Here is a 21,869-nt window from a genome sequence, read left to right as displayed (position 1 = left end):
GGCATGTCCCGACACTAGGTCATTGCCATTCGCGGCCCGCCTCGGGCGCGCCACATGCGGTTTTCTCTTCCTTCATAGCCCGATTGATCCGACGGGATCATTTCGTCTCCCGCTCGGGCTGTGCCGTCTAACTCTCGATTTTGAGGACCGGTTGCCGAAAGACGGGCCGGGCTGGTTAAAATGACTCGCAAGAAGCTCGATTTCCGCGCCGATGCCTATCGCAACGTGCTCGGCTTTGTTTTTCAACACTGGCGCCATCGGCCTGGTTTGGTGGGCCTTATCGTCGTGCTGGTGATATTAAGCACGCTCGCCGAAGTCATGGTGCCGGTGTTCTCAGGCCGGATCGTCGATGCCATCGCCGGCGGCAATGCGGCTGATGATGCGCTCAGCGCCTTTGTCGTCGTCGTGGCTCTGGGCATGACCAGCGTGGCGCTGCGCTGGTTCATCTTCAACGGCATTATCCGGCTGACGCTGCGCACCATGGCGGACGTGGTCAATAACGGCTTCCACAAGGTGCAGCGGTTCTCGACCGACTGGCACGCCAACAGCTTTGCCGGTTCGACGGTGCGCAAGATCACCCGCGGCATGTGGGCGCTCGACTCGCTCAACGACCTGCTGCTGGTCGCCCTGCTGCCCTCCATCGTCATGCTGGTCGGCGCCAGTATCGTGCTCGGCAGCTACTGGCCGGTCATGGGCCTGATCGTGGCCGCGGGATCGCTGATCTACATCGGCGTGACCGTGGCGCTTTCCATGGGTTTCGTGTCGCCTGCGGCAAGACTTGCCAATGCCTGGGACACCAAGCTCGGTGGTGCGCTGGCGGATGCCATCAGCTGCAATGCGGTGGTCAAAGCCTTCGGCGCCGAAAACCGCGAAGAGGCACGCTTGCGCCACGTGCTGGCCAAATGGGACAGCCGCACACGACGGACATGGAAGCGCGGCACAGCGAGCGGCACGATCCAGGGCTTCATGATGGTTTCCATGCAGGCCGGCATTCTGGGAACGGGCCTGGTCATGTGGCGGCAGGGACTGGCGACGCCTGGCGACGTCACCTTCGTGCTGGCCATGTTCTTCGTTCTGCAAGGCTATCTGCGCAATGTCGGCCAGGACATCCGCAATCTGCAGCGGGCCGTCAACGACATGGAAGAGCTGGTGCTGCTCGACAAGATGCCGCTCGGCATCGAGGACAGGCCGAACGCCACGCCGATCAGGATTGGCGAAGGCGAGATCGTCTTCGATCGCGTCACCTTCCAATATGGCGCTCACCCCAACCCGCTTTATGAGGACTTCTCCGTCACCATCAAGCCGGGCGAGCGCGTGGGACTGGTGGGGCATTCGGGCTCGGGCAAGACGACTTTCGTCAAGCTCATCCAGCGCCTCCACGACGTGACGTCGGGCTCGATCCGCATCGACGGGCAAGATATCGCGGGGGTCAGGCAATCAAGCCTGCGCGGCCAGATCGCCATCGTGCAGCAGGAGCCCATCCTGTTCCACCGCACGTTGGCTGAGAACATCGCCTATGGCCGGCCGAACGCCTCGCGCCGCGAGATCGAGCAGGCGGCGAAACAGGCAAGCGCCCACGACTTCATCATGGACCTTCCCAAGGGCTATGAGACGATGGTGGGAGAGCGCGGCGTCAAACTGTCGGGCGGCGAGCGGCAGCGTGTCGCCATTGCCCGGGCTTTCCTCGCCGACGCGCCGGTGCTGATCCTCGACGAGGCGACGTCGAGCCTCGACAGCGAGAGCGAAGTTCAGATCCAGCAGGCCATGGAACGCCTGATGAACGGCCGCACCACGCTGGTCATCGCGCATCGGCTGTCGACGGTCAGGGCGCTGGACCGGCTACTGGTCTTCGACAAGGGAAATATTGTCGAAGAAGGCGACCACCAGGCGCTGATCCGGCTTAACAACGGCATCTATCGCCGGCTGTTCGAACGGCAGGCGCTGGAACTGACCAAGGGTCTGGTGGCGTGAACCGCAATACGCCAGGGCTGATGCTCTGGCGTATTACGTCCTGCGATAGAGGAAATAACGGCCTTCCTTGATGCCATTGGGCAGCGGCAGTGCCATCAGCTCGGGATGCTCCAGCGGCAGGCCGCTGACGGCGATGCCGTTATGGGCAAGCACGCCGGCCATCAGTTGCGGCAGCCAGGTCAGCGTCACCGCGTCGATCTCGTCATGACCGGTGCCGATATCGGCATGGGCGAGTGCTGCGCCGATGCCGACGAAGGCCTGGCCGGACTCGCGGATATTGCCGGTCACCATGTCTTCTATCTCTGGTGTCGAGGCCGAATAGGAACGGACTTCCCAGTCGAAAGCGACGATGCGCCGACCGGGAAAGTTCTCGCGCAAGTGATCATAGGTGCGGCCGTTGCCGAGGCCGAACTCCAGCACCGGGCCTGGCGTTTCCCCCACCAGATCGGTGATCGAGTTCAGAATGTCGCGTTGGGCCGTCAACCGGCGAATGAAGCTGTCGAGGCGGCTCATCGTAATCCGTATCCGTGATGAAAATCGTGAGCGCGTGCTAACACATGAAACCTTGCCAAGTCGATTGCCGTAAATGGGAATTGGCGTTGCAGTGGCGACATGGGTCTGTGCTAAGCTGGACGATATGAAAACCGTGACCGACGAAGATTTCTTTGCCGCCGTGCCGCTCTTCAGCGAATTCGCGGGCGTGACCGATGCTGCCAACTACCGGCCACTGCCGGACGGTTGGGTGCTGGCGCTGGCCGACATCGTCGGCTCGACGCCGGCGATCGCCGCCGGCCGTTACAAGGACGTTAACATGGCGGGCGCCAGCGTCATATCAGCGGTGTTGAATTCCGTCGGCAAGGGCGATTATCCCTTCGTCTTCGGCGGCGACGGCGCGCTGATTGCGCTTCCGGGGTCGCTGGAACAGGCAGCGCGCGACGCACTTGCCGCCGTGCAGGTCTGGGTCGAGGAGGATTTGGGCCTGGTGCTGCGCATCGCCATCGTGCCGGTCGCCGACACCCGCGCCGAGGGCCTCGACGTTCGCGTCGCACGTTACTCCGCAAGCCCTTATGTCACCTATGCGATGTTCTGGGGCGGCGGCACCAGCTGGGCTGAAAAACAGATGAAGCTCGGCCGGTACCGTGTTGCCCGCGCGGCCCCGGGAACGCGCCCCGATCTCAACGGCCTTTCCTGCCGCTGGAGCCCGATCGACGCCAGGCACGGCGAGATCGTCTCGATCATCGCAGTTCCCGGCGAAGGCCGGCCGGGACAGGAATTCCGGGACCTCGTCAACGGCATCGTCGCCATCACCACCGAGCAGAACCGGGACAGCCATCCGGTGCCGGCTGATGGTCCGAACCTTGCCTTCTCGCTGCACGGCATCAACCGCGAAGCCAAGGCCACCGCGCCGGCTGGCCGGCGATTGCGGCAGAAGCTCATCATCTTCCTGCAGCTCGCCATCACGGTCGTGTGCTACAAGCTCGGCATTCCACTCGGCCGCTTCGACGCCCGCCGCTACAAGCGCGACGTCGCCGGCAATTCCGATTTCCGCAAGTTCGACGACGGGCTGAAGATGACGATCGACGTCGACGCCGAACACCTGAAACGGATCGAGACGCTGCTGGAAGCGGCGCGGGCCAAGGGCATTGCGCGCTACGGCCTGCATCGGCAGGCCTCGGCGCTGATGACCTGCTTCGTGCCGACGCCGATCTCGCGCGACCACATGCATTTCATCGATGGTGCGGCCGGCGGTTATGCCGTGGCCGCAAGCCGGATGACCGGCAAGGTGCTTTCTACAGCGCCGCATCAAACCTGATTCATGCAACGCGCTTTGGCTCTTTGTTTTGATGTGTGTCGTTATCGCAGAACCGCTGCACACTTTCTTCCGATCGTCCGAAGAAAAGTAAACCCGTCGCTTTGAGGGCGACGGGCTGATCTCGCATGGGTTTATGCAACGACTTTATCGGGAACGGCAACGACCGGTTCGGGTGGTTTCCTTGTCGCCGTCATCGTAGGCAATACCGATCTTCTCGCCGCCAAGCGAGGTGATCTTGCCTGCATACCAATCGCCGGCACCCTTGTAGTTGCACTCCACCTTCATCCCGATGACCCAGTTGTAAGGGCGCACGTCGCTCAAAGGAACGGTTTCCTTATCGCCGTCATCATATCGGATGGTGACCTTCCCGCCGGAGGTGTTGTCGATAACGCCAGGGAACCAATAACCGGCCCCCTTCCAGTTTCCGAGAACCCAGTCGCCCTTCGTCTGTGCAGATGCGACAGAAACGCCGGAGCACATGACACCGATGGCGATGGCCGCAGCAACAAAACTCTTCAAGATATTCCTCCCTCAGAACTATTCCAATCCGCCCCCGAAATGGTTGTGGCGAGCTCGGCATGTTTAAAGCGTAGGGATGAAGTCTGCCTTAACAAAAGAAATCTGCGCGGATTAATACTTCGAGTTGCTGTATAATTCCTTAAATCGATGTCTATGGAATTTCGATCACGCCTCGGTGACGTGTTCGTGCATCTTTCGGATCATCGCGATCACCAGATGCGCCAGACAACTATCCTTCATAATGAAATCGGCACTGGATGATTTCCAATTGCTGGTTGGAGCCCTTACCTGTGACGCAGTACACGAGTCGATGCTCTCCAAGGATGCGCCTTGACCAGAATCCCGAGAGATCGCCCTTCAGCGGCTCCGGCTTTCCAAGACCTTTAAAGGGTGACCTTTTTGTATCCTTGAGCAGTTCATTGATTTTCTCGACCATCTTCTGGTCGGTTTTCTGCCAGTATTCGTATTCTCCCCAGGAATTCGGGGTCCATAGCAGCTTCATGTCAGAGAGTTGGATCGCTCTCTATCACCTGGCCCTTGCGAAGCTGTCCGATACTTTCGCGCAGCCGGGCGGAATTGGCAGGCGTCGAGAGCAGGTGCAGCGTCTCTTGCATACTCTCGTATTCGCCTTCGGCAATTAGGACCATTGCTTCCGAACCTTGACGGGTCACGAGCAGAGGAGCCCGAGAAGACAGGACCTGATCGAAATAGGTTGCAATGTTCTGCCGGAACTCCGTCAAACGAACATGTGCCACCGAGCATCCTTTCCTGGTCACCAATGTACGTATATGTGTACATATTTCTTCAAAAGTCAAATACGCGGTCGTGTTTCCGTCACGCCTTGATGAGGTGATCGGCCGAGAGGCCGAGCCGGTTGAAGACGTTGCGCGTGTCGACGATCAGCGCCGCATTTTTCGACAGAGCCGCATAATCCACCCTGTCGTGATCGGTCGCGACCAGCACCGCATCGTAGCCGGCAATGGCGTCCGGCGTCAGCGTCACCGATTTGCGGCCCTTCAGCGCCTGGTATTCGCGCGTCGGCGGGATCTCGGCGACGAAGGGATCATGGTAATCTGCGTGTCCGCCACGCTCCTCGATGATCTCGATCAGCCGTAGCGACGGGCTCTCACGGATATCGGCGACATTCTTCTTGTAAGCGAGCCCGAGCACCAGCACCCTGCTGCGGCTCAATGCCTTGCCGGCGCGGATGTCGAGGGCTTCGGCAAGCTTGCCGACGACATAACGCGGCATTGCCGAATTGATCTCGCCGGCAAGCTCGATGAAGCGGGTCGGCAGCTCGTACTCACGCGATTTCCAGGTGAGATAGAAGGGATCGATCGGGATACAATGGCCGCCGAGGCCGGGGCCGGGATAGAAGGGCATGTAGCCGAAGGGCTTGGTCTTGGCCGCGTCGATGACCTCCCAGACGTCGATGCCCATGGCCGCATAGACGGTCTTCAGCTCGTTGACGAGGGCGATGTTGACCGAGCGGAAGATGTTTTCGGTGAGCTTCACGGCCTCGGCCGTCGCATTCGAAGAGACCGGAACGACGGATGATACCGCCGCACCGTAGAAGGCCTTCATCAGCGCCAGTGCCTCGGCGCCGTCGCCGGCGACGACCTTGGGAATCGTGGCTGTGTGATAATGCTGGTTGCCGGGATCCTCGCGCTCCGGCGAAAAGCCGACGAAGAAGTCCGCGCCGGATTTCAGCCCGGTGCCTTCGAGAATGACTTTCACCACATCGTCGGTCGTGCCGGGATAGGTGGTCGATTCCAGCACGACGAGCTGACCGGGGCGCAAATGCGCGGCGATCGAGCGCGACGTCGCCTCGACGAAGGAAAGGTCGGGATCGCGATGCTTGGTGAGCGGCGTCGGCACGCAGATGATGACGACGTCGCACTCGGCAAGGCCAGCGAAATCGGTCGTCGCCTTGAAGCGGCCCGCATCGATCTCGGTGGACAGCGCCTCGTCGCTCACCGCGTCGATATAGGAGCGGCGGGCATCGAGCGCCACCATCTTGGAGGGATCGATGTCGAAGCCAGTGACCGCAAAGCCGCTGCGCGCCACCGCCATCGCCAGCGGCAGGCCGACATAGCCGAGGCCGATGATGCCGGCACGGGCCGTGCGGGTTTCGATCTTTTGCAAAAGCGTATCGAAGGAGGAGCTGGCCAAGGCGGGATCTTTCAAACGGGGAAGAGAAGGCTGATCTAATGCATGATCCAGGCAAATTAAACCCAGGCGCCGATCTTCCTCTTATCGCCGGCGGTGCTGCTGTCGTGTTCGCGCCCGTGGCTGCCCCTCACTCGGCTGCCGCCACCTCTAGTCGGGTCGGTGCCCGTAGGGCGGATGACGGGGCTGACGAAGCCCGCGTAAAAATCGCAGCTGCGCTCGTATTCCTGGCTGGCCTTGCTCCAGAAGCCACCCCACGCTCCGTCATCCTCGGGCTCGGCCCGAGGATCTACGCTGGCCTCTATCAGGAGCGGGCATGGATCCCAGGCTCATCAAGGCTTGGGATGACGGAGAGTGGCGCCTGTTTTTGCCAAACTCACCGTCGGCGCAGCGGATGATGCGTCACACTTCCTGGCGCCGATCTCCAGCAGGACAACACCCTTAGCCGGGTGTGGCGGAAATGACTCAGGCCGCGCCGTTTGCTGCAACTTCAGCGCACAAAAAAATGCCGATCCATTGTTTCGCATTTGCAGCATCCCTATTTTGAGTTTTGATAATGAACCACCGTGAAAGGACTACCCGTCCGATCCCGCTATGGGGAGCTGAGGGGCGCCGCTGCCGGGCTTTCGGCAGATCGTTGACACAATAATACCGCTCGTACATCCTGATTTCCTTGGGACCTGCGCATGAAAATGTGCCGGCCGAGGGACTTTTGGCTCTTGGGGATGGCGTGCCTTATGAGGATCATACCGAGAATGAGCACGATCGAATCCAGCGTGTCCTCCATCCTGTTGGACCGGGTCGCTGAATGGCTGACGAACTCTTCGCTGGCCGGAGACGAGCTTGAAAACATCGTGCGTGGTTTCTGCGAAAGGCTCACTGCTGCGGGCCTGCCGCTTGCGCGCGTGCATCTTTCTTTTTCGATGCTGCATCCGCTCTACGATGCGCTCAGCTTCACCTGGCGGCGCGCCAGCGGCGTCACCATCGAGGGCTTCCGCATGCCCGCCGGCCAAAAGCCGGACCGCTTCCTGCAGAGCCCATATTATTACTTGCTCGACAACAATCTGCAGCATATCCGCCGCCGGCTGATGCAAGAAGGGCCGAACGAATTCCCGATTTTCGAGGACCTGCGCAAGGACAGCATCACCGATTACCTGGCCTTCGTGCAGCCCTTCGGCGACGGCTCGGTGCAGGGCATGATGGGTTCCTGGTCGACGGACCATAACACCGGCTTTTCCGACGACATGATCGATGCGCTGCTCAGGATGCAGAACCATCTGGCGGTTGCCGCCAAGATGGCGGTGCTCGGCAAGCTCGCCAACAACATGCTGACCACCTATCTCGGCGGCGACGCCGGCAAGCGGGTGCTGAACGGCCAGATCCGCCGCGGCGACGGTGAGACGATCCGCGCGGCCCTCGTCATGGGCGACATGCGCGAATCCACCATGTATGCCGAAAAGGAAGGCCGGCAGGCCTATATCGACACGCTGAACCAGTTCTTCGACGCGATCGCCGCCCCATTCAACCGCAATGGCGGCGAAATCCTGAGTTTCCTCGGCGACGGCTTCCTCGCCGTCTATCCTTGCGGACGTCACAAGGATCCATCGAAAATTGCCTGCGAGGCGGCTCTTTCGGCCGTCCATCAGGCCCAGGCGCGGGTCGCCGAGCTCAACAGGGACCGTGAGCAGAAGGGCCTGACCAGGGTCGGCTACGGCATCGGCTTGCATGTCGGCAACGTCATGTTCGGCAATGTCGGCCTCAAGGACCGCCTGACCTTCTCCGCCTTCGGCTCGGCGGTCAACGAGGTCCAACGTCTGCAGATCCTGACCAAGAAATACGGCCGCGAGGTCGTCGCCAGCCAGGCCTTCGCCGGCTATTGCGGCGGCGAATGGACGACGCTCGGCGAAGAGAAGCTGCGCGGCATCCGTCAGAAGGTGACCGTGCTGCAGCCGCGCGCGCCGGCGCCGGCAATCAATGTCGACGAGAGCTTCCGCGAGGCCGTGCAGAACGGACTTTCAGAAGCCGAGCAGGTCATTCTCCTGCATCGCGACGCCAAGAATCAGGTCAAGCGCACCAGCATGGAGAAATTCATCCAGTAAGAGCTTACAACCCCTGTCATAATCTGCGCGTCTCGCCCGGGGAACTTCGGCGGGACATGCTGGTTTATCTATGATTGTCATCAGCTAGACACCCTGTTTGCGGTACGATAGTGTGCCTTAACGGGAACATAGAAGACTGGGGAATTTCATTGGTATGGCGTCTGCAGCGGATCTGTTGCGTATTGAAAATCTCGACGTCTCCTTCTCGGTTTTCGGTGACCGGCTACGCGTCGTAAAGCAAGCCAATCTTCGTATTCTTCCGGGCAAGGTCACCGCTCTCGTCGGTGAATCCGGCTCAGGAAAATCGGTGATCAGCCAGTCGATCATGGGCATCCTGCCCAATCCGGCCAAGGCCTCGGGCAGCATCCTTTTCACCGATCCGCTCGACGGCAGCACGACCGATATCCTGTCCTTTCCGCGCGACAGCGAGGAAATGCGCGACCTGCGCGGCCGCCGCATGGCGACGATCTTCCAGGAGCCGATGACCTCGCTCTCGCCGCTGCATACGATCGGCAATCAGATCAGCGAAGTGCTGCTGATCCATACCGAAGCCGACAAGCAGGAAGCCCGTGAAAAGACCGAGGAGATGCTCGGCCTGGTCGGCTTCTCCAATCCACATCGCACCTACGACATGTATCCGTTCGAACTGTCCGGCGGCATGCGCCAGCGCGCGATGATCGCCATGGCGCTGATCTGCAAGCCGGCGCTGTTGATCGCCGATGAGCCGACGACAGCGCTCGACGTGACGATCCAGGCGCAGATCCTGGAACTGCTCCGCGAGCTGCAGGCCAAGCTCGGCATGGCGATGCTGCTGATCACCCACGATCTCGGCATCGTCGCCAACATGGCCGACGAGGTGGTCGTCATCTATCACGGCGAGATCATGGAGGCCGGGCCGGTCGAGGATATCTTCCGCAATCCGCAGCATCCCTATCTCAAGGGCCTGATGGCCGCCGTCCCGCATTTCGACATGAAACCCGGCGAGCGGCTGAAAGCGCTGCGCGATGTAACGGTCAATCTCGAGTCCCTGGTCGGCAAGAAAAAGCCGCTCCAGGCAGAGGCGCCGGGCATCCTGCTTTCCGTCGCCAATCTCTCGAAGACCTACAAGACACGCAAGCGCAGTTTCTTCGGCAAGCACGAAGCCACAGTCTTGCGCGCCGTCGACGACGTCAGCTTCGACATCTGGCGCGGCGAATGTCTCGGCCTGGTCGGGGAGTCCGGCTGCGGCAAGACGACGCTCAGCAAGATCCTGATGCGCGCCATCACGCCGGACAGCGGCGCGGTGGTGTTCAATGACGGCAAGGAGGTCGTCGACGTCCTCTCCGTCAAAGGCGCCGAACTGCAGGACATGCGGACCAAGATCCAGATGGTGTTCCAGGATCCGGTCTCCTCGCTCTCGCCGCGCATGACGGTGCGCAACATCCTGAGTGAACCGCTCGAGATCCATGACCGCGGCGACAGTGACGAGCGCAAGCGCAAGGTCGAAGGGCTGATGGCGGCAATCGGCCTCGACAAGCGTTATCTCAGCCGCTATCCGCACAGTTTTTCCGGCGGCCAGCGCCAGCGCATCGGCATCGCGCGGGCGCTCGCGCTCGGCCCGAAGCTCGTCATCCTCGACGAGCCGGTCTCGGCGCTTGACGTCTCCGTGCAGGCGCAGATCAACAACCTGTTGAAGGACCTGCAGAAGGAACTGGGGCTTACCTATCTGTTCATTTCGCACAATCTCGCCGTCGTCGATTACATGGCCGACCGCATCGCGGTGATGTGCAAGGGCCGCATCGTCGAGATTGCGCCGCGCGAGATCATCCTGCGCGATCCGGTGCACCCCTATACGAAATCGCTGCTCGCCGCCGTCCCCTTCCCCGATCTCGACCGGCCGCTCGATTTCAAGGCGCTTAGGGAAAACGGTGCCGCCGACAAGCAGAATTGGGGGGTGACCTTCACCGCCGAGCATGACGACGCTTCCGAACTTGCCTATGCCGACCTCGGCGACGGGCATTTGGTGCGCGCCCGCAAAGGCGCCGATGCCAAGGAGTTGCGCTGATGGTGACGCGTCGCACGTTTCTCGGCGGCCTCGTCGGCGCGGCGATCGCGCCCGCGGTGCTTCGCGCCGGACAGGTCGGCGAGCCGGAATTCCTGAAGGAGCGGCTGACAGCAGGCAGCTTGCCGCCGATGGCCGAACGCATTCCCGTCCGCCCACGCATCGTCAACCTGAAGGAGATGGGGCTCGAACCGGGTGCCTACGGCGGCACGGTGCGCACCATCATCGGCAGCCAGCGCGACATCCGCTTCATGACGATCTACGGCTATGCCCGCCTGGTCGGCTACAACAAGCACCTGCAGTTCCAGCCGGACATCCTGGCCGGTTTCCAGTCCGAGGACGACACGGTCTTCACCTTCACGCTGCGCGAGGGCCATAAATGGTCCGACGGCCAGCCGTTCACGGCCGACGATTTCCGCTACTGGTGGGAAGACGTCATCCTGAACGACAAGCTGACGCCCGGCGGCGGCGCACTGGAGCTTCGTCCGCACGGCAGCCTGCCGCGCTTCGAAATGCTCGATCCGCTGACCGTGCGTTACACCTGGGAAAAACCCAACCCGATGTTCCTGCCGACGCTGGCAGGCCCGCAGCCGCTCGTCATCTTCGGCCCTGGTCATTATCTCAAGCAGTTCCACAAGAAATTCCAGCCCGACCAGGCGAAGATGGACGAGCTGATGAAGACCTACCGCGTCAAGAAATGGCAGGATCTGCACATCAAGATGGCGCGTTCCTACCGTCCGGAAAATCCGAACCTGCCGACGCTCGATCCCTGGCGCAATACGACGCCGCTGCCGTCCGAGCAGTTCGTCTTCGAGCGCAACCCGTTCTTCCACCGCATCGACGAGACCGGCAGGCAGCTACCCTATCTCGACCGCTTCATCCTCAACGTCTCCTCCTCATCGATCATCGCCGCCAAGGCGGGGGCAGGCGAAGCCGACCTACAGGTGACCGGCATCGATTTCAACGACTACACCTTCCTGAAGGAGGCCGAGAAGCGCTTCCCGGTGAAGGTCAATCTCTGGAAGCTCGCGCGCGGCTCGCGCATCACGCTGCTGCCGAACCTCAACTGTGCTGACGAAGTGTGGCGCGGCCTTTTCCGCGACGTGCGCCTGCGCCGCGCTTTGTCGTTGGCGATCGACCGGCACGAGATCAACATGGTCGCCTTCTACGGCCTCGGCACGCCAAGCGCCGATACCGTCCTGCCCGATAGCCCGCTCTTCAAGCAGGAATATGCCGATGCCTTCGTGAAGTTCGATCCCGACGAGGCCAACCGCCTGCTCGACGAACTCGGCTTGACCAAACGCGGCGACGACGGCATTCGGCTGCTGCCGGACGGGCGTCGCGCCGAGATCACCGTCGAGACCGCCGGCGAGAGCAATTTGGACACTGACGTGCTGGAACTGGTGCGAGATCACTGGGCCAATATCGGCCTGGCGCTCTATACCCGGACCTCGCAGCGCGATGTCTTCCGCAATCGCGCTATGAGCGGTTCGATCATGATGTCGATCTGGTACGGCCTCGACAATGGCGTGCCGACGGCCGACATGTCGCCGGCCGGCCTTGCGCCGACACTCGACGATCAGTTGCAATGGCCGCTCTGGGGCATGCATTACCTCTCCGCCGGCCAGGAGGGGGTCGCGCCCGACCTGCCGGAGGCAGCCGAGCTGGTCAACCTGCTCAGCCAATGGGGCTCGACGGCGAAATTCGAGGAGCGCCAGGTGATCTGGCACAAGATGCTGTCGCTCTATACGCAGCAGGTATTCTCGATCGGCCTCATCAACAGCACGCTGCAGCCGATCCTTCGCGCCGCCAAGCTGCAGAACCTGCCGGAAAAAGCGCTCTACGGCTTCGATCCCACCTCCTATCTCGGCGTCTACATGCCGGATGCATTCTGGTACAAGGAGGCCTGAGGCGTGCTCAGATACATTCTCTGGCGCATCGCCGCCATGGTGCCGACGCTCTTCGTCATTTCGGCGCTGGTCTTCACCATCATCGAGCTGCCGCCCGGCGACTTCTTCGAGAGCCAGATCGCCGAGCTGCGTGCCTCCGGCGAGACCGCCAACCTCCAGGAAATCGAGGAGATGCGCCAGCAATACGGCTTCGACAAGCCGGAGATCGTGCGTTATTTCTACTGGGTCGGCGGCATGCTGCACGGCGATTTCGGCTATTCCTTCGAATATCAGCTGCCGGTCTCCGACGTGGTCGGCGATCGCCTCTGGCTGACGATGCTCGTCTCCTTCACGACGATCCTGCTCACCTGGCTGATCGCCTTTCCGATCGGCATCTATTCGGCCACGCACCAGTACAGCTGGGGTGATTACGGGCTGACGTTCCTCGGCCTGCTCGGCATCGCCATTCCGAACTTCATGCTGGCGCTGATCCTGATGTATTTCGCCAATATCTGGTTCGGCATCTCGATCGGCCACCTGATGGACCAGCAATATATCTCGGCGCCGATGAGCTGGGAGAAGGCGCGGTCGATCCTCTCTCACCTGTGGATCCCCGTGATCATCGTCGGCACGGCCGGCACGGCCGGCATGATCCGGCGGCTGCGCGCCAACCTGCTCGACGAGATGCAGAAACAGTATGTCGTCACCGCCCGCGCCAAGGGCCTGCCGCCGCTGAAGGCGCTGGTCAAATACCCGCTGCGCATGGCGCTCAACTTCTTCGTCGCCGATATCGGCTCGATCCTGCCGTCGATCATCTCGGGCGCCGAGATCGTCGCGATCGTGCTGTCGCTGGAGACGACGGGGCCGATGCTGATCAAGGCGCTGCAGAGCCAGGACATGTATCTCGCCGGTTCCTTCCTGATGTTCCTGGCCTTCCTCAATGTCATCGGCGTGCTGATCTCCGACATCGCGCTCGGCTTCCTTGATCCCCGCATCCGTCTGCAAGGCAGGAGCACCAAATAATGTCGCCCCTTCCCGCACCCGGCGCGCCGCTTCCGCATTACGTCTCTACAGCTCCTTTCGATCCGCTTGCGACCGAATCGATGACGGCGGCGCAATCGCGCATCCATCTCGCCTCGCAGAAGCAGCTGATGTGGTGGAAGTTCAAGCAGCACAAGCTGGCTTTGATCTCCGGCATCTTTCTCGCCGCCGTCTACCTAATGATCCTGATCGTCGAGTTCCTGGCGCCCTACGGCCTGCACACGCGCAATGTCGATTTCATCCACGCGCCGCCGCAACCCATCCACTTCTTCGACAAGGGCAGCTTCGTCGGTCCCTTCGTATACGGCCGCAGCATGACGCTCGATCTCGACACGCTGCACCGTGTCTATACGGACAGGCCGAACGACGTGCAGCCGATCCGCTTCTTCTGCCGCGGCGATGCCTACAAGTTCTGGGGTCTCGTCACGTCGAACTATCATCTCGTTTGCCCGGCGATCGGCGGGCAGATGTTCCTGCTTGGCACCGACCGGCTCGGCCGCGACGTGCTCTCGCGCATCCTCTACGGCGCGCGCATATCGCTGACGATCGGTCTGATCGGCATTTCGATCAGTTTCGTGCTCGGCATCGTCATTGGCGGCCTTGCCGGTTATCGCGGCGGCATTTTCGACCTCATCGTCCAGCGCCTGATTGAAGTGCTGCAATCGCTGCCAAGCCTGCCGCTGTGGATGGCGCTGGCCGCCATCATGCCGGTGACGTGGAGCCCGATCGTCATCTATTTCGGCATCACCGTCATCCTCGGCATCATCGACTGGACGGGGCTGGCGCGTGCCGTACGCTCCAAACTCCTGGCGCTGCGCGAGGAGGATTATGTCCAGGCCGCACAGCTGATGGGCGCCAGCACGCCGCGCATCATCGGCCGGCATCTAGTGCCGGGCTTCATGTCGCATCTCATTGCTTCGGCGACGATTTCAATCCCCGGCATGATCCTTGGAGAGACCGCGCTCTCCTTCCTCGGCCTCGGCCTTCGTCCGCCGATCACCAGCTGGGGCATTCTGCTGACCGAGGCAAAAAGCGTCAGCGTCATCGCCTTCTATCCATGGCTGCTCTATCCGATCATTCCTGTTGTTCTTGTCATTTTGGCGTTCAACTTTCTGGGAGACGGCTTGCGTGATGCGGCAGATCCCTACAAATAGCAGGAAACGCGGCGGCGCATCACGGCACCGCCCCCACCTCTTGGCCTCCGGACGGTGGGGGTACTAAATATGTTGCTGAGCCCAGAAGGGATGCCCATGTCCAGACGTCTCGAAGATGCGCGCATCCTCATGTACAGCCACGATACTTTCGGTCTCGGCCATCTGCGCCGCTGTCGCGCCATCGCCCATGCGCTGGTCGAGGATTATCGCGGCCTCAATATTCTGATCATTTCGGGTGCCACAATCGCCGGCGCCTTCGACTACCGCGCCCGTGTCGACTTCGTGAAGATCCCGAGCGTCATCAAGCTCCGCAACGGCGAATATACCTCTCTCGCCAGCCATATCGACCTGCACGAGACGCTGAAGATGCGCGAATCGAGCATCCGCCACACGGCCGAGACCTTCCAGCCCGATATCTTCATCGTCGACAAGGAACCGATGGGGCTGAAGGGCGAGGTCGAGGATACGCTCGCCTATCTCAAGGCCCGCGGCACCGTTCTGGTGCTGGGGCTTCGCGAGATCATGGATGCGCCGCATCTGCTCGAAGCCGAGTGGAAGAAGAACAGCATCATGCAGAAGATCGACCAGTATTACGACAGCGTCTGGGTCTACGGTCCGCCGGATTTCTACGATCCGCTGATCGGCCTCGACGTGCCGCAAAGCCTGCGCCGGAAGATGGATTTCGTCGGCTTCCTGCAGCGCAGCGTCTCCAGGGGCAAGACCTCGATCAACGCCCGCAAGGATAATTACATCCTCGTCACGACAGGCGGCGGCGGCGACGGCTCCGATCTCGTCCACGACGTCATGAACGCCTACGAGGCCGACCCGACGCTGACGCAGAAGGCGCTCGTCGTGCTCGGCCCTTATATGCCGGCCGCCGAGCGGGCCAAGCTGGTGCAGAAGGGAGAAGCGATCCCCTATATCGAGGTGATCGAGTTCGATAACCACATGGAAGAGCTGATCGACGGCGCCACCGGCGTCGTCGCCATGGGCGGCTACAACACCTATTGCGAGATCCTCTCCTTCGACAAGCCGGCCCTCATCGTGCCGCGCGTCAAGCCGCGCGAGGAGCAGCTGCTGCGCGCCCAGCGGGCAAGCGAGCTCGGCCTCGTCGACATGCTGCTACCGGACCAGTCGGTCGACCCCACAATCATGGCCGAAGCGCTGAAGCGCCTGCCCTCCCGCCAGCCGCCGTCGAAGAGCGGCGGCAATATGCGTCTCGAAGGACTAGACCACATCTCGCAGACCGTCGGCCGTTGGATCGACGGCCGCGGCAGCCACCTTTCCCTCGTCGGCGCGGAATAGAGCAAAGCCTTGCCGCCACGCCGCAAGATCCTCGTCGTGCTGAAGGGCTATCCCCGCCTTTCGGAAACCTTCATCGCCCAGGAGCTGCTCGGCCTCGAGAAGGCCGGCTTCGACCTCACGCTGATTTCGATGCGCCGGCCGACCGACAAGAAGCGCCATCCCGTGCACGACGAGATCCGGGCGCGCGTCGTCTATCTGCCGGAATATCTGCACGAGGAGCCGATCCGCGTGCTGAAGGGTCTCATCGCCGGTTTCTCCAAACCCGGCTTCAAGGCGCTGATGAAACGCTTTCTCGCCGACCTCAAGCGCGACCTCTCCCGCAACCGCTTCCGCCGTCTCGGCCAGGCGCTGGTGCTGGGGCGCGAATGGCCGGACGAGGGTGAATGGCTGCATGCCCATTTCATCCACACACCGGCCTCGGTGACGGAATATGCAAGCATCCTCACGGGCACGCCCTGGACCTGTTCGGCGCACGCCAAGGACATATGGACGTCGCCCGACTGGGAGCTGAACGAGAAACTCGGCAGCGCCCGCTGGACCGTTACCTGCACCAGGACGGGCTACGACCATATGCGCACGCTGACGTCACGCAAGGCGGCCGTGCACTTGAGTTACCACGGTCTCGATCTTGCCCGCTTCGGCCATTTTGCCGGCGAGCGCTCGAACCGGACCGGCAGCGACCCCGACGACCCGGCCTTCATCCTCAGCGTCGGCCGCGCGGTCGAGAAGAAGGGCTACGACGTGCTGCTGCGGGCGCTGGCGCTACTGCCTGCCGACCTTAACTGGCGCATGGACCATATCGGCGGCGGCGAGGAGCTTGCGAAACTGAAGGCACTGGCCACCGAACTCGGCATCTCCGACCGCATCGTCTGGAAGGGCGCCATGTCGCAGGAAGACGTGCTCGATCATTACCGCCGCGCCGACCTCTTCGCGCTTGCCTGCCGCATCGCCGCCAACGGCGACCGCGACGGCCTGCCGAACGTCCTGGTCGAGGCCTCGAGCCAGCGGCTCGTCTGCCTCTCGACCGAAGTATCCGGCGTGCCGGAGCTCCTGAAGAACGGTGAAAACGGCCTCGTCGTGCCGCCGGAGGACCCGGCGCTACTGGCCGGAGCGCTGGAAGCGGCGATCCGCGACCCAGCACTGCGCAAGCGCCTCGGCGACGCCGCCGAAAGCCAGGTGCGCGAATATTTCGACTATCACTCCAGCATCAGACAGCTCACCGGCCTGTTCGAGGCCGAATGGCAGAAGGCGTTATGACGGCACCGCGTATCTTCTTCTACGTCCAGCACCTGCTCGGCATCGGCCACATAGCCCGCGCCAGCCGCATCGCCAATGCTCTGGTCAAGGACGGTTTTGATGTCACTGTCGTGACCGGCGGGCTGCCGGTGCCGGGCTTTCCCGGCGAGGGTGTGAAGACCGTGGCCTTGCCGGCGGTCGTTGCCAGCAATGCCGGTTTCTCCGGTCTCGCCGATGCAGATGGCCGGCCGGCGGGCGAGGATTTCCTCAACGCCCGCCGCGAACTGCTGCTTGACGCCTTTCATGCAGTAAGGCCCGATGTCGTGATTATCGAAGCCTTCCCCTTCGGCCGGCGACAGATGCGCTTCGAATTGCTGCCGCTGCTCGAGGCGATCGAAAAGGCCGAACCCCGGCCGAAACTGTTAAGCTCGGTGCGCGATATCCTGCAGGAAAACCGCAAGGCCGGCCGCGACGCGGAGACGGTCACGCTGGTCAGGGATCATTTCGACGCCGTGCTCGTCCATGGCGATCCCGATTTTGTCAGGCTCGAGGACACTTTCCCGCTGACAGCCGAGATCGCCGACAGGCTGCGTTATACCGGCCTCGTCGCAGCCCCGCCGGCGCCGGAACCGACCGAGACCTTCGACATCATCGCATCGGCGGGCGGCGGCGCGGTCGGCGCCGCGCTGATCGGCGCGGCGAAAGAGGCGGCAGGGCTGCTGCCGGACAATCTTCGCTGGCTGCTGGTCGCCGGCCCGAACCTGCCCGAGGCCGATTTCGCCGCGCTGTCTGAGGACGCGGCCCCGAATGTGACGCTGGTGCGCTTCCGCAAGGATTTTCCCTCGCTACTGCGCGGTGCGAAAGTCTCGATCTCGCAGGCAGGCTACAACACGGTCGGCGACCTGCTGCGCACCGAATGCCGGGCGATCCTCATCCCCTTCGTCGCCGGCGGCGAAACCGAGCAGACGGTACGCGCCGAACGGCTGCAGACGCTCGGCCTCGCCGATATCCTGCCGGAAAACGGACTGACGGCGGGCCACGTGAAAGAGGCGGTCGAAAAGGCGCTCGCCGCACAGCCACGGGGGCCGGTCTTGCTCGACCTCGACGGGGCGGAGAAAACCGCCCTCATCATTCGCTCCATGATTGCCGAATCCCTCGCCTAATCCAAAATTCCTGTGATATAAGCAATGTTCCGGCGAGAATCGGCATTTTTGCAGCCGGTCGCTTCGCCTTGTTTTCATTGCGATATCGGCGGTCCGGCTGCATGATCCTGTTCTCAAAATTCCTTCCCGTCCCGGCGCCCGGATCGCGCCCCCGGAATTTCCCAGCAAGCTGACGGTTAGCCATGGAAAAAAGCCTCGCCCGCTACATCTGGAAGAACACGCGGCTGCAGCAGCTGTGGATTCTGGCTGTCGTCGCCGCATCGATGGTGCCCTACTTCCTGTCCTTCGACCTGCCGAAGCAGATCGTCAACGGACCAATCCAGGGTGACGGCTTCGAAGGTCCGGGCGCAACGCAGACTTTCATGCACATTGCCTACGACCTGCCGCTGATCGGCCATGTCGAGTTCTTTCAAGGGTTGCAGCTCAACCGCTTCCAGATGCTGATGGCCCTCAGCCTGGTGTTTCTGGCGCTGGTAGTGCTGAACGGCCTCTTCAAGTTCTACATCAACACTTATAAGGGCCGGCTCGGCGAGCGCATGCTGCGCCGTATCCGTTTCGAGCTGATCGACCGGGTGCTGCGCTTTCCGCCCATTCACTTCAAGCGGGTGAAATCGGCCGAAATCGCCACCATGATCAAGGACGAGGTGGAGCCGATGGGCGGCTTCACCGGCGATGCCTTCGTCTCCCCTGCCCTTCTCGGCGGCCAAGCGATCACGGCGCTCGCCTTCATCATCGTCCAGAATTTCTGGCTCGGCATGATCGCCGCCGGCATCGTCGGCGTCCAGGCGGTCGTCATTCCCCGCATGCGCAAGCGCCTGCTGGATCTCGGCCGCCAGCGGCAGCTGACGGCGCGCGAGCTCTCCGGCCGCGTCGGCGAAATCGTCGAGGGTATCGGGACGATCCACGGCAACGACACATCCAACCTCGAACGCGCCGACATCGCCTCGCGGCTCGGCCGGATCTTCTCGATCCGCTACGACCTTTACCAGTGGAAGTTCCTGGTAAAGTTCATCAACAACTTCCTCGCCCAGGTCACGCCTTTCCTGTTTTACGCGATCGGCGGCTACCTGGCGCTGCAGGGCCGGCTCGACATCGGCCAGCTCGTCGCCGTCATATCAGCCTACAAGGACCTGCCCGGTCCGCTGAAGGAACTGATCGACTGGGACCAGATGCGCCAGGACGTGCAGGTGAAGTACCAGCAGGTCTACGAGCAGTTCAATGTCGAGCCGCTGATCGACAGCCGCATCCAGGAACTCGCAACCGCCCCGGTCGGCGCGCTGACGGGCGCATTCGTCGTCACCAACCTGTCGCTCTCCGACGACAGCGGCGCCCGCCTCGTCGACCACGTCTCCGTCGAGATCAAGCCGAACGAGACGGTGGCGATCGTCGGGCCGAACGGCAGCGGCGCGGAAGCCTTCGCCGAAGCGCTCGGCCGCATGGTCTGGCCGGACGCCGGCCGCATCACCATCGACGGCCGCGATCTCCTGGACATGCCGGAATCGATTACCGGCCGGCGGATCTCCTATGCCTCGTCCGACACCTTCTTCTTCCACGGCACGCTCGCCAGCAATCTGCTCTACGGCCTGAAACATGCGCCGATGACCGATCCCGTTTACGACGAGCGGGAAGCGCTTGAGTATAAATGGCATTCCGCCGAGGCGGAGAAGGCCGGCAATCCGACGCTCGACCTCAACAGTGACTGGGTGGACTACAAGGCGGCCGGCGCCAGCGGGCCCGAGGACATTCTGAAAGCGATCCGTCCGGTGCTCGACGCCGTGTTGATCTCGCAGGACATCCTCGATCTGGCGCTGCGCTCGACCGTCAACACCGACGTGCATGTGGCGCTCGGCGGCCACGTCGTCGCGCTGCGCGCCTCGCTCAGGGATCGGCTGCGCGACGAGGGGCTCGACACGATCGTCGTGCCTTTCGATTTCGATGCCTATAACGCCCAGGCGACGGTCGGCGAGAACCTGCTCTTCGGCACGATGAAGCGGCCATTGATGACCAACCGCAGGCTTGCCGCGCATCCCTATTTCCAGCAGCTCTTCCGTGAGACCGGCCTCAGCACCGATCTCTACGCCATGGGCCTCGAGATCGCCGAGAACGCGGTGGAACTCTTCCACGACCTGCCGCCGGACCATCCCTTCTTCCAGCAGCTGACCTTCATGACGGCGGATGACATTCCGACCTACCAGGCGCTGCTGCAGAAGCTGCAGAGCCGCCGCTTCGAGGACGCCACGCCCGAGGAACGTTCGGCCATCATCCGGCTGAGCTTTGCCTATATCGAGCCGCGCCATCGCTTCGGCTTGCTGACCGACGAGCTCATGGACAAGATCGTCAGCGCCCGCAAGCAGTTCCACGAGCATATTCCGGCCGATCTCGCCGAGCTGATCGAGCGCTACGACGCGGAGCGTTTCACCCCGTCGGCAAGCCTGATGGACAATGTGCTCTTCGGCCGTATCGCCTATCAGCAGGCCGACGCCTCCGACCGCATCCGCGGCATCATGGGCGAACTCTTCGATGCGCTCGACCTTTATGACGACGTGCTGTCGATCGGCCTCGAATTCGACGTCGGCTCCGGCGGCAAGCGACTGACCATGGTGCAGCGGCAGAAGCTGAACCTTGCCCGCGCGCTGTTGAAGCGCTCGGACTATTTCATCTTCAATCGGCCGCTGTCGGCGCTCGACCAGCGCGTTCAGGATCAGATCACCCGCAACATCATCGAAGGCCTGCACGAAGAAGGCCATCGGCCGGCGATCATCTGGGTGCTCTCCAATGCCCGGCTGGCGGAGATGTTCGACCGGATTCTGCTCTTCGACCGCGGCGGATTGGCGGAAGCCGGAAACTATCCGGAACTTTCCGAGAAAAACGGGATGTTCAAGGAACTGTTATCGTAATATTCTATAGGGGCGGCGATGGTGGGTGTTCCCGATGGGGAACGCCTCGGAGTTTGAAGATGCCTGGTCCTGCGGACCCTGCGTCAGGGGATTGAAACGCTCATGCTGTTGAGAGACGAAGTCGAAATGCTGCGAAGGGTGCCGATCTTTTCAAGGATCGCGCCAGCAAAGCTCAAGCTTTTGGCCTTTACCTCCGACCGCATGACCTACAAGGCCGGGCAGAACCTCTTTCATCAGGGCGATGTCGGTGATGCCGCCTATGTCATCCTCTCGGGTACCGCCGATATCGTCGTCTCCTCGCCGGCGGGCGAGATCAAGGTCGCCGACGTCGAACCCAATTCCATCGTCGGCGAAATCGCCATCCTCTGCGATGTCTCGCGCACGGCAACGGTGCGCGCCACATCGCCGCTCGAGGTGCTACGCATCAGCAAGGAGCACTTCCTGAAGCTGCTCAGCGACTTCCCCGAGATGGCCGTGGAAATCATGCGGGTGCTGGCCGACCGCCTAAACCACACCACCGCGGAGTTGACCGCGGCCCGCGCGGCAAAGCAGCCGCAGATGGCGCAGTAAGG

General features: G+C 62.1%; 17 protein-coding genes. 12 read left to right on the top strand and 5 right to left on the bottom strand.

Annotated elements, in window-relative coordinates; genetic code table 11:
* Positions 1-180: 180 nt before the first annotated feature.
* A complete protein-coding gene (locus tag B5P46_RS15045) occupies positions 181-1,971 on the top strand; it encodes an ABC transporter ATP-binding protein (protein ID WP_129419351.1) in 1,791 nt (596 codons plus the stop codon).
* A gap of 33 nt (positions 1,972-2,004) precedes the next feature.
* Here B5P46_RS15045 and B5P46_RS15040 read toward each other — a convergent pair whose 3' ends face one another.
* The gene (locus B5P46_RS15040; RefSeq protein ID WP_129419350.1) at positions 2,005-2,484 is read right to left on the bottom strand and encodes a class I SAM-dependent methyltransferase; all 480 of its coding nucleotides are present in this window, start codon (positions 2,482-2,484) and stop codon (positions 2,005-2,007) included.
* Positions 2,485-2,557: 73 nt separating this feature from the next.
* On the opposite strand from B5P46_RS15040, the gene B5P46_RS15035 reads away from it, so the two are divergent.
* A complete protein-coding gene (locus B5P46_RS15035) occupies positions 2,558-3,784 on the top strand; it encodes a DUF3095 domain-containing protein (protein ID WP_129419349.1) in 1,227 nt (408 codons plus the stop codon).
* A 144-nt stretch (positions 3,785-3,928) separates the two neighbouring features.
* On the opposite strand, the gene B5P46_RS15030 is transcribed toward B5P46_RS15035, so the two are convergent.
* The 4 genes from B5P46_RS15030 to B5P46_RS15015 all read right to left on the bottom strand — a co-directional run bounded on the left by B5P46_RS15030 (position 3,929) and on the right by B5P46_RS15015 (position 6,475).
* A complete protein-coding gene (locus B5P46_RS15030; RefSeq protein ID WP_129419348.1) occupies positions 3,929-4,303 on the bottom strand; it encodes a tudor domain-containing protein in 375 nt (124 codons plus the stop codon).
* A gap of 229 nt (positions 4,304-4,532) precedes the next feature.
* Complete coding sequence (locus B5P46_RS15025) at positions 4,533-4,805, bottom strand: Txe/YoeB family addiction module toxin (protein WP_129419347.1); 273 nt, start codon at positions 4,803-4,805, stop codon at positions 4,533-4,535.
* 1 nt (position 4,806) lies between these two features.
* A complete protein-coding gene (locus B5P46_RS15020; RefSeq protein WP_129419346.1) occupies positions 4,807-5,058 on the bottom strand; it encodes a type II toxin-antitoxin system Phd/YefM family antitoxin in 252 nt (83 codons plus the stop codon).
* A 79-nt stretch (positions 5,059-5,137) separates the two neighbouring features.
* Positions 5,138-6,475, bottom strand: coding sequence for a nucleotide sugar dehydrogenase (locus B5P46_RS15015; protein WP_129419345.1), 1,338 nt, complete (start codon positions 6,473-6,475; stop codon positions 5,138-5,140).
* Positions 6,476-7,227: 752 nt separating this feature from the next.
* Here B5P46_RS15015 and B5P46_RS15010 point away from each other — a divergent pair.
* From B5P46_RS15010 to B5P46_RS14965, 10 genes are all read left to right on the top strand, one after another.
* Complete coding sequence (locus B5P46_RS15010) at positions 7,228-8,571, top strand: adenylate/guanylate cyclase domain-containing protein (protein WP_129419344.1); 1,344 nt, start codon at positions 7,228-7,230, stop codon at positions 8,569-8,571.
* 154 nt (positions 8,572-8,725) lie between these two features.
* The gene (locus B5P46_RS15005; protein WP_129419343.1) at positions 8,726-10,615 is read left to right on the top strand and encodes an ABC transporter ATP-binding protein; all 1,890 of its coding nucleotides are present in this window, start codon (positions 8,726-8,728) and stop codon (positions 10,613-10,615) included.
* On the top strand, positions 10,615-12,522 hold the full coding sequence (locus B5P46_RS15000) for an ABC transporter substrate-binding protein (protein WP_129419342.1): 1,908 nt from the start codon (positions 10,615-10,617) through the stop codon (positions 12,520-12,522). Before B5P46_RS15005 ends, B5P46_RS15000 begins: the two co-directional genes overlap by 1 nt.
* Positions 12,523-12,525: 3 nt before the next feature.
* Entirely contained in the window at positions 12,526-13,524 is a 999-nt protein-coding gene (locus B5P46_RS14995; protein ID WP_003548391.1) for an ABC transporter permease, read from the top strand.
* A complete protein-coding gene (locus B5P46_RS14990) occupies positions 13,524-14,696 on the top strand; it encodes an ABC transporter permease (protein WP_164986494.1) in 1,173 nt (390 codons plus the stop codon). The genes B5P46_RS14995 and B5P46_RS14990 overlap by 1 nt, the downstream gene beginning before the upstream one ends.
* Before the next feature lie 96 nt (positions 14,697-14,792).
* Positions 14,793-16,001 carry a glycosyltransferase family protein gene (locus B5P46_RS14985; protein WP_129419340.1) on the top strand — a complete coding sequence of 403 codons (1,209 nt, stop codon included), beginning with the start codon at positions 14,793-14,795 and terminating at the stop codon, positions 15,999-16,001.
* A gap of 9 nt (positions 16,002-16,010) precedes the next feature.
* On the top strand, positions 16,011-17,258 hold the full coding sequence (locus B5P46_RS14980) for a glycosyltransferase (protein WP_129419339.1): 1,248 nt from the start codon (positions 16,011-16,013) through the stop codon (positions 17,256-17,258).
* Positions 17,255-18,400 carry a glycosyltransferase family protein gene (locus B5P46_RS14975; RefSeq protein ID WP_129419338.1) on the top strand — a complete coding sequence of 382 codons (1,146 nt, stop codon included), beginning with the start codon at positions 17,255-17,257 and terminating at the stop codon, positions 18,398-18,400. Before B5P46_RS14980 ends, B5P46_RS14975 begins: the two co-directional genes overlap by 4 nt.
* Positions 18,401-18,582: 182 nt before the next feature.
* The gene (locus tag B5P46_RS14970) at positions 18,583-21,297 is read left to right on the top strand and encodes an ABC transporter ATP-binding protein (RefSeq protein WP_129419337.1); all 2,715 of its coding nucleotides are present in this window, start codon (positions 18,583-18,585) and stop codon (positions 21,295-21,297) included.
* Positions 21,298-21,399: 102 nt separating this feature from the next.
* Positions 21,400-21,867, top strand: coding sequence for a cyclic nucleotide-binding domain-containing protein (locus tag B5P46_RS14965; RefSeq protein ID WP_027687699.1), 468 nt, complete (start codon positions 21,400-21,402; stop codon positions 21,865-21,867).
* Positions 21,868-21,869 lie beyond the last annotated feature (2 nt).

Origin of the sequence: Rhizobium leguminosarum (genome assembly GCF_004123835.1) — a bacterium.
In the GTDB taxonomy this organism is placed as follows: domain Bacteria; phylum Pseudomonadota; class Alphaproteobacteria; order Rhizobiales; family Rhizobiaceae; genus Rhizobium; species Rhizobium leguminosarum_M.
Note: the sequence above shows the minus strand (reverse complement) of the source record. Positions and strands in the feature narration are given on the sequence as shown.

Bases quoted from the DNA above. Each gene is read 5' to 3' on its own strand.
- B5P46_RS15045 (WP_129419351.1), top strand. From the start codon at position 181: ATGACTCGCAAGAAGCTCGATTTCCGCGCCGATGCCTATCGCAACGTG.
- B5P46_RS15040 (WP_129419350.1), bottom strand. From the start codon at position 2,484: ATGAGCCGCCTCGACAGCTTCATTCGCCGGTTGACGGCCCAACGCGAC.
- B5P46_RS15035 (WP_129419349.1), top strand. From the start codon at position 2,558: ATGGGAATTGGCGTTGCAGTGGCGACATGGGTCTGTGCTAAGCTGGAC.
- B5P46_RS15025 (WP_129419347.1), bottom strand. From the start codon at position 4,805: ATGAAGCTGCTATGGACCCCGAATTCCTGGGGAGAATACGAATACTGG.
- B5P46_RS15010 (WP_129419344.1), top strand. From the start codon at position 7,228: ATGAGCACGATCGAATCCAGCGTGTCCTCCATCCTGTTGGACCGGGTC.
- B5P46_RS15005 (WP_129419343.1), top strand. From the start codon at position 8,726: ATGGCGTCTGCAGCGGATCTGTTGCGTATTGAAAATCTCGACGTCTCC.
- B5P46_RS15000 (WP_129419342.1), top strand. From the start codon at position 10,615: ATGGTGACGCGTCGCACGTTTCTCGGCGGCCTCGTCGGCGCGGCGATC.
- B5P46_RS14990 (WP_164986494.1), top strand. From the start codon at position 13,524: ATGTCGCCCCTTCCCGCACCCGGCGCGCCGCTTCCGCATTACGTCTCT.
- B5P46_RS14985 (WP_129419340.1), top strand. From the start codon at position 14,793: ATGTCCAGACGTCTCGAAGATGCGCGCATCCTCATGTACAGCCACGAT.
- B5P46_RS14975 (WP_129419338.1), top strand. From the start codon at position 17,255: ATGACGGCACCGCGTATCTTCTTCTACGTCCAGCACCTGCTCGGCATC.
- B5P46_RS14970 (WP_129419337.1), top strand. From the start codon at position 18,583: ATGGAAAAAAGCCTCGCCCGCTACATCTGGAAGAACACGCGGCTGCAG.
- B5P46_RS14965 (WP_027687699.1), top strand. From the start codon at position 21,400: ATGCTGTTGAGAGACGAAGTCGAAATGCTGCGAAGGGTGCCGATCTTT.